Source organism: Legionella spiritensis (genome assembly GCF_900186965.1).
Lineage (GTDB): Bacteria > Pseudomonadota > Gammaproteobacteria > Legionellales > Legionellaceae > Legionella_C > Legionella_C spiritensis.
Genome location: NZ_LT906457.1, coordinates 2,759,383 through 2,773,432 on the forward strand (window position 1 = coordinate 2,759,383; position 14,050 = coordinate 2,773,432).

Genomic DNA, 14,050 nt, shown 5'->3' on the forward strand with positions numbered 1-14,050 from the left:
TGTGTTCTCCTCTATGAATACGCAAACGATCGGTAGGGCTGTTTAAAGGTTAAGTCTTTCACAACGATGACATTAAAACGGTAACCAGGACGCACATGAATGGTCGGTGACACATTGAGATTTTTCGACACCAGCTGCGAAGTCACCTCACCCAGTTGCTGGCCTAGTGCCTCACTCAAAACATTGCCAGCTGTCGGTTGGTTGTAACCAATTTGGTTGGATTGATTGGCGTTTTGGCTGTAGGTAATGCCCGCAACAATGCCCGACATTAAAAGGGCCGAACCATAAATTCTTGCATAATGGTGATTGACCTGATCTCGAAACCCGCCATAACCCGCACTGTCCGCCCCAGGCATGGAACCAATATCCAATGCTTTCCCATCTGGAAAAACCAGGCGCTGCCAGGCAATCAAAACCGAGTCCTGACCAAAACTTACATCGCTGGAGTAAATGCCAATAAGCTTTGTTCCCTGCGGGATTAAAAGATACCTGCCGGTCGCCGTGTCATACACATTTTGCGACACCTGGCCGATAATCTGCCCTGGTAGTTCGGAGGAAATACCACTGACCATCACCCCTGGAATCACGCCTCCTGCCCTTAATTCATAGCGACTGTTGGGGTTTTCAAGTTTTGAGTTTAAATGCCAGCGACTTTCATCCTCGATACCCCCCAAAGTTTGCGGCATCGGCATGCTTTTTTGCATGCCTTGTAAACTTTGAAGTTGCTCTTTAAAAGAGTTGGCACCATTTACATCATTTCCAACTGTATTGTCCTTACCATTCAAGCGAGCGTTTTCCACCATAATGGATGTTTTTGCTTTCACTGCTTCTTCAAACGCTTGGGTCTTTTCCTGGCGAATACGTTCAATTTCATTATCAGGTATAGCCTGATCTTCTGTTTCAAGTTTTACCGTTGGTTGCTGCGGCACAGGCATTGGCAATGAAGGTTCCAAAGGATTTGCCTTTACTGCACTATTTGCTGCAATCATCCCTGACTTATGATCCCCCACAACCTCGTAAGCAAGATTCATGGTATTTTTCTTGGCTGTTTTTAGCTTTGCTGGTTCTGTGATTTGGTTCTGCGCATTCGCTCTTTTTTGGGCAACAAGCGCTATCAACACAACGAATACCGTTAAAACACCAATAGCAATGAATAACGGCATGTTGTTTACTCGTCTAACGCCTGCTGTGGTGAGCTTTTGTGGCGAGGAATCCGGTGATAACAGATTGTTATTTTCATTCATCAGTCTCACTCCTTATGTGACCATGGGCTGATTGGGGTAAGCTTGCCGCGGGTGTCAGCATACACCCTGCTTAAAGTCTCTCGACCAATATAAAGACTGACTCGATACAGACGGCCAATTTCCGCCTCATCCACCACATAGAAAAAGTTTGCCTTATTCCTTGATTGGGGCTTTTCAACCACGCCATACCCTTTTTTGCGCATCTCCTGAATCAGCTTGATGCCAAAGCCATCACAAATTCTCTGACTGATACAAAAGGTATTTCTGGCTGGTGGGTAAACACGGGTTAATTGGGATACGGCATCTTTAGCCAAATAGGCATCCTTATTTCGAGAAACATCCGTAAAAGTCCCATAACGCATACTCGCGCAACTCGATAACAAAATAGTCAGCAATAAAAAGCATAATTTTTTCATTGTTAGCACCTCGTAATGGTAATTTTTTCTTGAGATGAGCCGCTGCCAACAACCAACATAGCCCTGTCGAACACACTATCGACAATATAACGACAACCTTGCAAACGATAATTGACCATTACTGTCTCTGATTTTTGGAAGAAGCCACTTTTTCTTAGGACCAGTAGAGCAGGCGCCTCAAATTGCGACATAGCTTTGGGCATTTCAATAATGGTTTTAACGCCATTGTTATATACCCGCACCGGCTTGAAGCGGGCATTGCCCTGGATTCGGTAATTAAAATTTAGATTGCCTAAGTATTCGTTCGTTTCAGGGAAGGTATTGGCGGCTCTACGTTCGGCTTGAATTTGCTGTATCAATCGCCATTTTTCTTTGGCCTCATCTGGATAAATAAACGAGATATAGGGCATGAACTCGTAGCGGTCAGACTTCAATCTGAAATGATAAGTTCGTCTGTCCGTGGTCACGACCAGTGAAGAATCAAGTCCCACATCTTTAGGTTTGATAATGAGGTGAATTTGCTGATTGGTTCCTGAACCTGTAATTGAAGGTTCAACAATAAAGCGTGGATCGCCAACATTCATATCATTAAACTGCTCGCCTCTTTGCAATGCGATATCACAAACCTGCAAGGGCGCGCACACAACCCTGATTTGACCTGAGCCATAGACAAAGCTCACTGAACTATCTGAGGATTGAAACGGCTTACTGGTTTTGTCGCCTTTCTGCCAAAGTCTCGCAATTTCCAAAGCCTGCTTTTCCTGATAGGACAAATTCGGCATGCTTTTAGAAAAATAACGGTTGCCCAATTCCTCATTATCCTGAGCCAGGACGGTAAGTGGTACCACCAAAAAGATTGAGAGAATTATTTTTTTCATTGTTGTTCCCCATGCTTTAGGTCATAAGACCAGTTGAAATCGCGCACATAAATCAAATGAGGGTTCTTTAAAATGGACTCACTGGAAATATCATTAAGCTCGTTGTCTTGATACATGGTCACCATTGCTTTCATGACAGAAGGTTTTTCTTTGACGGTGCCGTCGCGATTTCTTACCGTTTCGACCCAATCCACCTGCCAGGTATTTTCTGATTCCTGAAGGACTGAACGAATTTCAATGCTGACGATTTCATGTGCCGCGCGTTCAAAAGGGTTAGAACGTTGCTTGTCGTTATAAAATTCCTGTACCTTGCTAAGGGCGGCATCGTTTTGGTTTAAGTAGGAATAGACTTGAAAGACCGCCTTTTTTTGTAACTCAACATCGGCACTGACCATGCGAATATTTTCAATAAAATGAGCCGCAGTTGTGCGGTAATCATCAATGCTCACCTCTCCCACTCTATCGCCGCGAGTCACTGAAAGCGTATTGCCGTTGGCATCTTGTTGGAACACCAAGGGGATAAATTTGGATTGACTGCCAATTGATATCAGTCCTCCAACAGCGGCTAGTGTTATTAATAAACTACCCATTCCAACCAACTGCCAGACCTGTAAGGATTTCATCAGTCCAGCAGTGTGGACGTTCCAGGCTCGTTTGGCGTTTAGATAAGGATTTTCAGTTAATGCTTCTTTTTTTGTTTTCTGGCTTGGCTTTTTAAGCCAAAGGATCCGTTTTTTCATGCGGCTTCTCCGTATTGATTGAGTTCAATTCCTTTTTCTGACAGCCAATAAGACACCCACTCAGCACCGTATTTCTGCTCAAGTTGCTTCATACGCTCGATGGAGTCGGGGTCGGTGGCACCAACAAACGCCAGGGCCAAGGGACCCAACGCCAATTGAAACAGACGTTGCCCTTTTTCACTGACATAGTAGTAATCACGTTTCGGTTGAGCTTGAGCGATGATGTCAATCTGGCGTGGGTTTAAGCCCATGCGTTCATAAATCACACGTGTTTCGGGATCTCTTGCATAGAGATTAGGTAAAAAGATTTTGCTGGCGGTGGATTCAACAATCACATCTAAAATACCAGAACCCGCTGCATGGGATAAATGCTGGGTGGCCATAAACACCACACAGTTTTTCTTGGCCATGGAATCCAGCCATTCAGCGATTTTATTTTTAAAGACAGGATGCGCCAGCATCAACCATGCTTCATCCAGTAAAATTAAGGTTGGACGGCCATCAAGGGATGTTTCAATCCGGCGAAACAGATAGAGCAATACAGGCAGCGCGAATTTCTCACCCAATCCCATTAAATGCTCGATTTCAAACGTCATAAATGAGGACAGCTGCATGCCATCACTTTCCGCATCCAGCAGATGCCCCATTAATCCATCAATGGTGTATTGTTTAAGTGTTTCACGAATAGATTCATCCTGAATGGTCATGACAAACTCAGACAGTGTTTTAGAGCCACTTTCATACATGCTAATAACGGCATGACCGATTTCATTTCGTTGGGCTGCTGTGGTATTCAAACCATTTAGAGCTAGAATGGTATCAATCCACTCCATAGCCCAGGCGCGGTCCCCCTTGGTCGCTAAAAATTGTAAGGGTGCAAAAGCAAGCCGTGAGTCTTTATCGGCAATGGTGTAATGCTCCCCACCTGTGGCTTTGCAGGTTGGATACATGGACATACCTTTATCAAAGGAATAAATGCGAGCATCCTTGTAACGTCTCCAGGACAGTGCGATTAAACCAAGATGCGTTGATTTACCTGAGCGTGTGGGACCAAACATAATGCCATGGCCTAAGTCTCTGACATGAAGGTTTAAACGAAACGGCGCATTACCGCTGGTGACACACTGCATCAAAGGAGGGGCGCTGGGAAGAAACAGCGGGCAAGGCGCTTTGTTGTCACCGGTCCATATGCTGGAAGTGGGTAACAAATCGGCCAGATTCATGGTGTTGATAAGAGGTCGTCTGATATTCTCAACGCCATGACCCGGCAGGCTGCCCATGAAGGCATCCATGGTGTTAATCGTTTCAGTTCTTGCGGTAAATCCAAGGGCATTTATATTTTTTTCAATAAAAAGGGCTGATTTCTCAACCTGTGCCCTGTCTTCATCCATTAAAACAACAACGGAGGTGTAATAGCCTTGCCCCACCATGCCTGAATTGGTTTCAGCAATCGCCGCTTGCGCATCTTCCACCATGCTTAGCGCATCATCATCGATAACGCCTGAATTGGTATTGAAAAGCTGATCGAAAAAGCCCCTGATTTTTTGTTTCCACTTTTTACGATATTTAGTGAAATGCGCCACCGCTTCATGAGCATCCATAAAAATAAAGCGCGAACTCCAGCGGTATTCAACAGGCAGTTGGGTTAGTGTTGTTAAAATGCCAGGATAGGAATCCATTGGGAATCCTTCGATGGCCACACATTGAATGAATTTGCGACCAATCTTTGGCGTGATACCTGGCGTTAATTCCTGACCCCCGATTAAGGCATCAAGATAGACCGGATTTTTAGGTAAGTTGACTGGGTGATTCAGCCCTGTGATACAAAACTGGAGATGTCTTAAAAAATTGTCTTGTGTGACTGTTTTACCTTCATCATCTATCATCTGTTCAGACTGCAGCCTTTCAAGATCAAGGGCTGAACTCATGCGTGATTCAAAGTTTCGGCAGGATTGCTTAAATTCTTCAATCAGCTGATGGGTTTTTGCTTTCTGGCTTAAACGCGCATGATCATCATCAAACATCAATTCAACAAAACGTTTTTGTGCCAATACCGGTGGATACCAGGTCAAGGTAATGACAAAATAGCCCTCAAACAAGGTCCCTATACTTTCAAATAGCTGCCTTCGTTCTTCATCAACCGCCATCGAGATGGCATCGGGAAAGTACGAATTTCCCCGCGCACTGTAACCAGGAGCAGTACGCCTCACGGCATCGACATGAACCATCCAGCCACTGCCCATGGCGGACAATGCCTGATTGATGCGAAACGACACCATCTCCCTCGCCTCATCGGTGGTATTGGAATTATCTTCCCCTTGATAAAGCCAGGCCGCCATAAATGAGCCGTTTTTACCGACAATCACGCCATCATCAACAACTGCGGCATAATTGAGTAAGTCAACGAATCCCGTTTTTGTATTTCGATGCTTTTTTAAATGATGCGCCTGGCTTTTCATGCGAGTCTGGTAAAACAGGAAGCTTAAGAAGACAAGCCCCGTCATACTGAGAAAAAAGGTAATAAATTCGATCATTGATAACCTCTTTTATTGTCCCTGAATGGGGTTGAACGCGCAGGATAATAGGCTTGATAGCATCGCTGCCTAAGATAGATTGCGCGCATACAAGGATCGGATTTCGCCATTAAGCGAAGCCCTTTCAAAGATAAAAACCACATAGCAGCCCCAGCAATAGCCGCCAGCCAGTCCTGGACTGCAAATACTAAAATGGCTGATAGCAATCCAGAAAACATCACCAGCTCACGATCCCCGCCCATAAAAAGGCTTGCGCGGTTTCCACAGCGACGAATAGGGATAGTACGAAGACTCATGACATATGCTCCGTCGTATTAAACTCAACAGCTGGCTTGGTAATTTCTGCCCCTTTACCGGTAATAGCCGTCATGGTGTTTTGTGCCGCAACCAGGAATGAAAGAACCAACACAAAAAAGACAAGGGTTCGCATAAAACCGTTCATATCGCCACCAAAAATCAAAGTGGCGCCAGCGGCAACCAACCCAATGATCGCGGCACTAAAAGCAAAAGGGCCGGTAATGGATTTCTGAATTTTGGTCAGCCACGAATCAAAAGGCAGCCCTCCACCGGTTGTTGATGCAAGAGCCGGATGGGTCATAAACAATAAAAATAAAACGAATAACCCCATCAGCAATATTTTTTTATAATTAAAAGTATCTATCTGGTTCACTGACATTCTCCTTAAACAAGTTTTTCGATTAGGTATTGGCCATTTTCAAAACCATTCACGGATATGATTTCTTCCACCTTGCGTCCCTGCGGTGTTCTTGCGATATGCATCACACAATGCACCGCCTCACCAATTAAAGGTTCGATTTCAGCGGGTGCTGCCGGGTTTCGAGTAATCAATGATTTCAAACGATGGAGTCCTGCAAGGGCGTTATTGGCATGCAAGGTAGCAGCGCCACCTTCATGGCCTGTATTCCAGGCATCCAATAAATCCAGCGCTTCACTGCCTCGAACTTCACCGACAAGAATCCGGTCTGGTCGCATCCTGAGCGTGGTTTTTAAAAGCTGTGTCATGCTGACATCTAACGTGGTGTGATATTGAACGCAGTTTTCGGCAGAACATTGGATTTCACCGGTATCCTCTATGATAAAAACACGTTCTTCTGGTGCGCTTCTCACCATTTCATTGATAATGGCATTCACCAACGTGGTTTTACCTGAACCCGTACCACCAATGACTAAAATATTCCGGTGATTTGATACGGCTTTTTTAATCACCTCACATTGCACTGATGTCATAATTTCAGTTTGAACGTATTCATCCAGCGTAAAAACGGATATCGCTTTCTTGCGGATGGCGAAGGTCGGGCTTGAAACAATCGGTGGCAGTTGACCCGCAAAGCGTGAACCATCCAGCGGCAATTCCCCTTCCAGCATTGGTTTAAATCGGGTGACCTCTTTACCGTGAAATCCCGCAATAGTTTTGATAATGGATTCAGCACGAGCATAGGAGATACTGCCAATGCAGCGCATTGTTTCTCCAAGCCGCTCCTGCCAAAGCCTGCCATCCGCATTGAGCATGATTTCTACGGTTTTTGGATCGCTTAATGCAGTTTCAATCAAACCACCCAAATCACGCCTGAGCTTTTCTTTGGCTCTGTCTTTAACCGTCACCAGTTGCTGTTCATCAATATTCATCAAATCATTCCCATGAAGCGTTTGACTTAAGTTTTAGCGCTTTTAAATTTATTGATGAGCCTGTCGACAATGCTTTCTTTGTTAGGGGTTTTATCGATAAACCAGTTATCTTTCATTCGATCGAGGTATATGCGTCGCTGAATTTCATCACGATGTATAGGAATAGACTTCGGTGCATCAAAAGCAAGACGAACTTCATCATTGTCATACCCTACAACTGTGCAGTAGATATCCTCACTGATTACAACGGACTCCCCAATTCTTCTAGTTAATATCAACATGTCTTTTCTCCTATGGGTTTTAAATTAAAAATGCTTTACATTGTTTGATATTCGTTTCCACCACCTCGGTGCTTGCAGGAGCAACTGCTTCAGGCGTGACATAAACGTAGTTTCGCTTTTTTATGTCTCGACAAATGCGAATCAGTTGAGGCAAGCTTGGCGGCATTTCACAAAAATCCCGACACTCAACGATGGCCTGATTTAAAATCTCATCACTGAATCGTATTAACCCATCCAGCCACTCTTTTTTTGCAAACTCCAAAAAACCATCGCTCTTGAACTGGCTGCGCCATAAGTGCCCGTAAAAAACGGCAAAGCGAGTAAACAAATTCTCAATCCGCTTTTTATTGCTGTCGGTAGCATTGCAGGTTGATGACATTGGATTGCTGATATTCGTCTTCACTGCTGCTTGCTGTGTCTTCTGTTTCAGGGTTCCAGAATGGATCAACGGTTGTTGTTTTAGTATTTGGGCGGCGCTTCTCATTCCTTTTCTCCTGCTTTAATTCGATGTTGACTTCATCTTCCCAACATTTTTGTGCTAGCCAGTTGGCCGGATATTTCCACGGGGGTACCCATTCTCCGTGCGCATCCTTGGCTGTTCTCGCCTTAATTTGGTTATCAAGGGCTTGAAGCATGGTGCGTAATAGGGATTCGTCTGGGTTAATTTGCTGGAAGGTTTCAAATGCACGTTCACGGGATTTTTTCTCGGGGTACAAACGCCAGAAATGTTCGAACCGCCTAAGAAGATATATATAATTATCTTCTTTTATAAGAGGTGTGACGGCTTTTGAGGGTTCCACTGTGACGGGTTTATCTGATGAATCACCATAAAGCCCTTTATTTTCAATGGATTGGCTAGAAAAAAATGTGACGGCTTTCTGTGACGGGTTTGTGACTACTTTATTTTGGGTAAAACAACCCAAGGTTGCTAAATTGCATTTTAAAATTAATTGCAGTTCTTCCGATTGCAAAGTAATTAAACCAACACGCTCCAATGCAGATAATGCACGTCTGGCCTGAGGACGAGAAAATTTTTCACCTTTTATACCCTGATGTGGCTGTATATGCAGCTCTTCAGCCAACGATTGCAAGCTAATACGCCGCCTAACGCCAACTAGTCCTGTTTTAACGTCCATATATGGACGTATTCCTCGTAAATAAGCAAGCTGTTGGTTATGGGGTAACCCGTATAAAGCCGCAAGTTCCTCGCTGTTCACCACAAAATCCATAATTGACAAACATTCCTGGTTGTACATCTCGTTATTATTTTTATTCTGTGCTATCTTTGTTTGAAAGAAATCACAAGTTAATTACACATATAGTGCAATTAACCATGACGATATTGCACAATTAGAAAATTGTCAATGGGTTTATTGTTGTTTTGTGAAAAGGTATAACTCCATGATGAACATCAAAGAAAAAATTGGAGAACGCATTTTTCAAGAGCGTCAGGCAAAAGGATTAACCAGAAAAGCACTTGCAGAGCTTACAGACGACTTAAAGCCCTCCAGGATTAATAACTGGGAAAGAGGCATACGAACTCCAGGGCCTGAGGAAATTAAGCAGTTAGCCGTCGCTTTGGACGTCGCTCCTGGGTATTTAATGTGTTTGACAGAAGATAAGCAGGTTAAGCAGGAATTTCCTTGGCTGGGAGCTTTAGTTCCCTTATTGGATGCTCAACAGGCTTGTGATCCAACAGCAGTTATTCAGGCAATTAGAGATGAGACAGGACATGATTCTGTTTCGTTTATTCCACTCAGCCCTGAAATATCGCAGAAACTGGGGGAGAATGCTTTTGCATTGCGTGTACAAGATGACAGCATGTCACCTGAGTTAAAAGTGAGTGATGTTTTAATTGTTGATCCGGATCAGTCTGCTCAGCCAGGAGGGTTAGTTGTTGCGAATCTTCAAAATATTAATGAAGTTACAACTCGCAGATATAAACAGTTATCAACAGATGGCTTATACCATGAGTATGAACTTATTCCTGCTAATGAAAATTGGGCATCTGTTCGAGGCATCTCACCTCGTAGCCATAAAATTGTTGGAATGGTCTTGGCAATTATAAGAACATTATAGAATGATTCCCAACGTAATTTTATTTGCTTCGCTCTAAACGTGTTTGGCTTCGCAATGATTCTATTGCAAGCGCTATATCCTCATTATTAGGTTCTGAGTTCCCTAATTCTTTCCAAAAATCTCGTGTGGCGCTATTTGGGGTAATTTTATCCTCGATGGCAATAGTACTGCATCACCAGAAGAATTGCTTCACCAGTTTCAACTAAAGGTAGGTAGTCACTCAGCCCAGATAATGAATCTGGAACCAGTCGTTTTATATCGCCCTGATCTGTTTCATAAGTAACGCGTAATGCCAAAAAATTATTACACTGACTCAGAATGGTGCGGCTAACATCTGTAGGTCGTTGACTTACTACTACAATTGAGAACCCATATTTTCTGCCCTCCTTTGCAATTCTCTCGAAAGAACTGTAATGCCTATTTTTGAACAGCATCAACGTCATCTTTATTGGGGAAATATAAGTGCATTTCATCACATAGCAAACTTACCGGTGTTCTTTGATCGGCCTTTGCTCAGACGTACTGGATTTATAATTTATTAAGTTAGAGATTAATGTATTTGAATAAAATTATTGAAATTAATTAGCCTTAATTATATATTGCAATGGTTTTAGGATGTAGGAGAGTTTTAATGGAGTTTTTAGATTTTTGCAAAGTTATTCAAGAAACCGTTGAAAATTTCAACGAAATCAATGGTGCCTCAAAAAAGAGTCTTATTTTACTGAGTGAATTAGATAAGATAATCAAAAACAATGAAGTTAATAAATCTCTCTGCATGACTCAAGCAACTATTTTATTTGAAGGTTTTTATCGTCATCTAAGTAAAGAATCACTTAAAAAAGATTTTCAGATTATCAGAGCCAAAAGATGGGCAAACCATTTTGGAACACCCACAATTACATTTCTTTTATCATACAAAACACAGATTGATCAAACAACAAAGGTATTCGATGAACTAACTCTTGAAATGGAGCAACCTATTGAGCTTCCGTGGGACATCTCGAAAATAAATGGATTAAGTATAGATATTGATAATAATATTATCACTGATCCAAAAAGTTTTACACGTATAGAAACCCCATCTTCTAGAGAAATTACAGGTATATTTACAAAAACTCACAATCCTTTTGGAGGTTTTACAACAACTCCATGTGATCCAGTTTCACAACAGTTTATTAAGCATGCAGCTTTATCAGCTCAACATGGGGGAAAGGTATTAGAAATAGGTGCTGCTTTTGGAGCGGCAACATTAGAGGCGATTGCAAAAGGAGCGACTGTTTTTTGTAATGATATTGATTCTGAAAATTTAGCAGTTGTTCGTCAACGCTTCTTGGAAGCAACTGCGGAGTCCGGTGACTCCTTAACCGGAGATAGCAGTAAGCTGGTTCTTGTACCTGGTGAGTTACCCAATGAGTTAATTGGTCTTCCTGAAAAACATTTTGATGCTATTTTGATTTGCCGTGTATTACATTTTTTCTCTGGCAGTAAGATTGAGGAATCATTAGCCTTGTTAGCAAAACTGTTAGCCCCAAAAGGTAAAATATACATCGTTTGTGAAACACCATTTTTGAGAAATTGGCAACGTTTTATCCCTGAATTCAATAGACGGGTTGAGGATAATGAAGAATGGCCTGGTGAAATTACCGAACCAGCAAAGTATGAAAGCAGTGGCCGGGCAAGCTCTCTACCTAAATTTGTCCATTGGATCACTAAGGATGTTTTAGATCGGAGTTTAGTAAAAGCTGGTTTCTCAGTAGAACACTCCGATTATATAAATAGAAGTGGACAATTTCCTGAAGATTTATTATTGCCAGAATATGGTAAAGAGAGCATTGGTGCAATTGGGATGATGTGAGTAAAGGATTATGAAAAAAAAGATCGGTTGGTATGAGTGGATTGCTTGTATGCTAAAAGAGTTTGTAGCTGAAACGGCAAGAAAGCCACGGTACGAGATAGTTGATATTTTTGAGTGCAAAAAAACTGGTTTTACAAAAGCAGTAATTAAATTGTCTGAAAGACATACCAAAGAAAGAAATATCAGCGATATTATCATGGATAATGAATTAATAGAGAATCTGGACACTAAAACTGTTCGGACTTTGACTTATATCGCCACCGTTGAGCGATTAAAACCAGACTATTCTATTGTGGTTCAGCATATGACACCCGAAGTAGATGAGTATTTGCTTGAAATAAAATCAAAATCCAACGCAGCTACTATAAAAAAATCCCCTTCTGAACTTTCAAAAAATAAAGATTTAATTGAAAAATTTAATTCATCGGACGCCAATAGGATTGGATATTTAGCAGGAGTAAGAGAAACTGTTAAAGAGTTCCAACTAATTAAATAAGAAACAATAATTGTATTGAGGAGACGTTTTTGAGCAAGGAAGTTTTTGATGCACTAGCTCGCAAAAAGCAATATAAATATCCCTATTTGCTACTCGGGTTATATTTAACCTTTTTACTTTCAACGGTATGTTTAGCTAGTAGAATAATGCAAATTGGAACAATGCTTGAGCCAGGAGGAATTTTTGTATTTCCTCTTACGTTTAGCATCTGTGATATTGTTGGGGAAGTATATGGGTATGCTTACCCAAGGTTATTTATTTGGATTGGAGTGCTGGCTGAACTCATTTTTTCCTTAGTAATAACAGCAGTATCACATATGCCAGCGCCAGAGTTTTTCACACAAACAACAGCTTATCAGATAGTTTTTGATCCCACATTAAGATATGTGGGTGCGGGGCTTATTGGTTTGCTAATTGGAGAATTGACTAATATATATTTGCTTTCAAAATGGAAGATTTTTTTAAAAGGCAGATATTTTATTTTAAGATGTTTGTTATCTACTGCTCTAGGACAAGCATTGCTTACAATAGTAGTTGATATACTAAATTATTTTGGAAAGTTAACTAATAATCATCTTGGATGGATGATGATTTGCGGTTATCTATGGAAAATGGGTTATGCGATCATTATGGTCTTTCCAGCTTGGCTAGTAGTGAAGTATCTAAAGAAGGTAGAACAAGTAGACCATTACGATATTCATACAAACTTTAATCCATTTATCTTTGGATTACATGAAGAATGCGCTAGTGATAACAGATTTAATATTGAATCCGTGCTTCAATAAGTGTTCCTAAAATACGATCATTGGGCTTGTCTAATTTTGTCAGTTTAAGGCTTCCATCCTCTAATCCCTGCCGCAGATACAAGATATTATTTTCGATAAATAATCTATTAAATGCAATTTCTCCCTCTTTTGATAAATACACTATCACAAAATCCCTATCTTTAGGAATTTTACCTGAATCAAAGATTAAAAGTGTATTTTGTTGAAAAAGAGGTTCCATTGAAGCATCAGGCATAATTAATGCAAAAGAATTATTGTCAATTTTCTTATCAATAAATATTTCTTGCAAATCTTGGATTTTGTCTGACTCTGAAGGCCATTTTTTTAATGACTCCCATTCTATAACAGGTATGGTCCTGATCTGTAGATCTTCCTTAACTGCATCAGGAATAACAGTTGGTAGAGGTTCTTGACCAATTAATTCATCGATGGAAACAGAAAAATAACGAGATAGTTCTTCAAGTGCCCTTTTTCGTGGATTTTTTGTTGAACCAGTTAGAATGTGATGAATCGTTGGTTGCGGTATACCAGTTACCCGAGCTAACTCACTAACAGAAATATTGCCATGTATTCTCATAAGTTGTTGTAAGTTATTACTTAATCTCATCTCAGTCATTAACAACCCAATAAACGAATAAAATTATTCAAAAACAGATTGACATAAATATTATTAGTTATGTATATTATCGTTAATTGAATATTTTTATTCAATTAACCTGCTAAAATAATCTTAAATAGAATAATTATAGCCAATATATCATGTTGCTGGTTAATCCACCAAATAATATTGCGGGATAATTTAACTTTTAATGAATAAGTTAGCCAGTAAACAAGATAGCCAAAGGAGCATTATTCATGGAGAACAATTCTAAATTACAAATTTACAAAGGAATTATTCAATATCTGTTGGGATCCACTAATTACACACTAAAAAACATTGCGGAACTGTGTAATTCATCTATTAAAAGCATTCAAACAATCTATTCAGATAGTCTCATACCACATAATTTTTCATCTGAGAAGGAATTAGTGAAGTTGTATCAAATGATTCTTGAAATTAATTCAAATAGGGACGCTTATCGTAAATACCTTCCC

General features: G+C 41.0%; 16 protein-coding genes. 4 read left to right on the forward strand and 12 right to left on the reverse strand.

Translation table 11 applies throughout. The annotated features are described in order from the left end of the window. Window positions 1–11: 11 nt before the first annotated feature. The 11 genes from CKW05_RS12460 to CKW05_RS12510 are packed head-to-tail and all read right to left on the reverse strand — an operon-like array spanning window position 12 to window position 8,969. A complete protein-coding gene (locus CKW05_RS12460; protein ID WP_058483176.1) occupies window positions 12–1,244 on the reverse strand; it encodes a TrbI/VirB10 family protein in 1,233 nt (410 codons plus the stop codon). 5 nt (window positions 1,245–1,249) lie between these two features. After that, window positions 1,250–1,660 (reverse strand): conjugal transfer protein TrbH, encoded by a 411-nt coding sequence (locus CKW05_RS12465; protein ID WP_058483175.1) that lies wholly within the window; start codon window positions 1,658–1,660, stop codon window positions 1,250–1,252. Window positions 1,661–1,662: 2 nt separating this feature from the next. Next, window positions 1,663–2,538, reverse strand: coding sequence for a P-type conjugative transfer protein TrbG (trbG, locus tag CKW05_RS12470; protein ID WP_058483174.1), 876 nt, complete (start codon window positions 2,536–2,538; stop codon window positions 1,663–1,665). Further along, window positions 2,535–3,278, reverse strand: coding sequence for a conjugal transfer protein TrbF (locus CKW05_RS12475; RefSeq protein WP_058483173.1), 744 nt, complete (start codon window positions 3,276–3,278; stop codon window positions 2,535–2,537). Before CKW05_RS12475 ends, trbG begins: the two co-directional genes overlap by 4 nt. Beyond that, complete coding sequence (locus CKW05_RS12480) at window positions 3,275–5,812, reverse strand: VirB4 family type IV secretion/conjugal transfer ATPase (RefSeq protein ID WP_058483172.1); 2,538 nt, start codon at window positions 5,810–5,812, stop codon at window positions 3,275–3,277. The genes CKW05_RS12475 and CKW05_RS12480 overlap by 4 nt, the downstream gene beginning before the upstream one ends. Continuing rightward, window positions 5,809–6,108 (reverse strand): conjugal transfer protein TrbD, encoded by a 300-nt coding sequence (locus CKW05_RS12485; protein ID WP_058483171.1) that lies wholly within the window; start codon window positions 6,106–6,108, stop codon window positions 5,809–5,811. Before CKW05_RS12485 ends, CKW05_RS12480 begins: the two co-directional genes overlap by 4 nt. Next, window positions 6,105–6,482: a TrbC/VirB2 family protein gene (locus CKW05_RS12490; protein ID WP_058483170.1), complete on the reverse strand. Its 378-nt coding sequence runs from the start codon at window positions 6,480–6,482 to the stop codon at window positions 6,105–6,107. The genes CKW05_RS12485 and CKW05_RS12490 overlap by 4 nt, the downstream gene beginning before the upstream one ends. An 11-nt stretch (window positions 6,483–6,493) precedes the next feature. Next, complete coding sequence (trbB, locus tag CKW05_RS12495; RefSeq protein WP_058483169.1) at window positions 6,494–7,459, reverse strand: P-type conjugative transfer ATPase TrbB; 966 nt, start codon at window positions 7,457–7,459, stop codon at window positions 6,494–6,496. 26 nt (window positions 7,460–7,485) lie between these two features. Beyond that, a complete protein-coding gene (gene csrA, locus CKW05_RS12500) occupies window positions 7,486–7,740 on the reverse strand; it encodes a carbon storage regulator CsrA (RefSeq protein WP_058483168.1) in 255 nt (84 codons plus the stop codon). Between the two features lie 19 nt (window positions 7,741–7,759). Further along, the gene (locus CKW05_RS12505; protein WP_058483305.1) at window positions 7,760–8,068 is read right to left on the reverse strand and encodes a hypothetical protein; all 309 of its coding nucleotides are present in this window, start codon (window positions 8,066–8,068) and stop codon (window positions 7,760–7,762) included. Window positions 8,069–8,084: 16 nt separating this feature from the next. Continuing rightward, window positions 8,085–8,969: a hypothetical protein gene (locus CKW05_RS12510; protein ID WP_058483167.1), complete on the reverse strand. Its 885-nt coding sequence runs from the start codon at window positions 8,967–8,969 to the stop codon at window positions 8,085–8,087. A 172-nt stretch (window positions 8,970–9,141) separates the two neighbouring features. Here CKW05_RS12510 and CKW05_RS12515 point away from each other — a divergent pair, with 172 nt between their 5' ends. The 4 genes from CKW05_RS12515 to CKW05_RS12535 all read left to right on the forward strand — a co-directional run bounded on the left by CKW05_RS12515 (window position 9,142) and on the right by CKW05_RS12535 (window position 12,955). Further along, a complete protein-coding gene (locus tag CKW05_RS12515; protein WP_058483166.1) occupies window positions 9,142–9,819 on the forward strand; it encodes a helix-turn-helix domain-containing protein in 678 nt (225 codons plus the stop codon). A 631-nt stretch (window positions 9,820–10,450) separates the two neighbouring features. Then, on the forward strand, window positions 10,451–11,674 hold the full coding sequence (locus CKW05_RS12525) for a class I SAM-dependent methyltransferase (RefSeq protein ID WP_058483165.1): 1,224 nt from the start codon (window positions 10,451–10,453) through the stop codon (window positions 11,672–11,674). Between the two features lie 10 nt (window positions 11,675–11,684). After that, on the forward strand, window positions 11,685–12,170 hold the full coding sequence (locus CKW05_RS12530) for a hypothetical protein (protein ID WP_058483164.1): 486 nt from the start codon (window positions 11,685–11,687) through the stop codon (window positions 12,168–12,170). Between the two features lie 29 nt (window positions 12,171–12,199). Further along, entirely contained in the window at window positions 12,200–12,955 is a 756-nt protein-coding gene (locus tag CKW05_RS12535; protein ID WP_058483163.1) for a queuosine precursor transporter, read from the forward strand. Here the strand turns inward: CKW05_RS12535 and CKW05_RS12540 are convergent. Then, a complete protein-coding gene (locus tag CKW05_RS12540; RefSeq protein ID WP_231950598.1) occupies window positions 12,930–13,562 on the reverse strand; it encodes a LexA family protein in 633 nt (210 codons plus the stop codon). The genes CKW05_RS12535 and CKW05_RS12540 overlap by 26 nt on opposite strands. Window positions 13,563–14,050 lie beyond the last annotated feature (488 nt).

Bases quoted from the DNA above. Each gene is read 5' to 3' on its own strand.
- CKW05_RS12460 (WP_058483176.1), bottom strand. From the start codon at position 1,244: ATGAATGAAAATAACAATCTGTTATCACCGGATTCCTCGCCACAAAAG.
- CKW05_RS12465 (WP_058483175.1), bottom strand. From the start codon at position 1,660: ATGAAAAAATTATGCTTTTTATTGCTGACTATTTTGTTATCGAGTTGC.
- trbG (WP_058483174.1), bottom strand. From the start codon at position 2,538: ATGAAAAAAATAATTCTCTCAATCTTTTTGGTGGTACCACTTACCGTC.
- CKW05_RS12475 (WP_058483173.1), bottom strand. From the start codon at position 3,278: ATGAAAAAACGGATCCTTTGGCTTAAAAAGCCAAGCCAGAAAACAAAA.
- CKW05_RS12480 (WP_058483172.1), bottom strand. From the start codon at position 5,812: ATGATCGAATTTATTACCTTTTTTCTCAGTATGACGGGGCTTGTCTTC.
- CKW05_RS12485 (WP_058483171.1), bottom strand. From the start codon at position 6,108: ATGAGTCTTCGTACTATCCCTATTCGTCGCTGTGGAAACCGCGCAAGC.
- trbB (WP_058483169.1), bottom strand. From the start codon at position 7,459: ATGAATATTGATGAACAGCAACTGGTGACGGTTAAAGACAGAGCCAAA.
- csrA (WP_058483168.1), bottom strand. From the start codon at position 7,740: ATGTTGATATTAACTAGAAGAATTGGGGAGTCCGTTGTAATCAGTGAG.
- CKW05_RS12510 (WP_058483167.1), bottom strand. From the start codon at position 8,969: ATGGATTTTGTGGTGAACAGCGAGGAACTTGCGGCTTTATACGGGTTA.
- CKW05_RS12515 (WP_058483166.1), top strand. From the start codon at position 9,142: ATGATGAACATCAAAGAAAAAATTGGAGAACGCATTTTTCAAGAGCGT.
- CKW05_RS12525 (WP_058483165.1), top strand. From the start codon at position 10,451: ATGGAGTTTTTAGATTTTTGCAAAGTTATTCAAGAAACCGTTGAAAAT.
- CKW05_RS12530 (WP_058483164.1), top strand. From the start codon at position 11,685: ATGAAAAAAAAGATCGGTTGGTATGAGTGGATTGCTTGTATGCTAAAA.
- CKW05_RS12540 (WP_231950598.1), bottom strand. From the start codon at position 13,562: ATGAGATTAAGTAATAACTTACAACAACTTATGAGAATACATGGCAAT.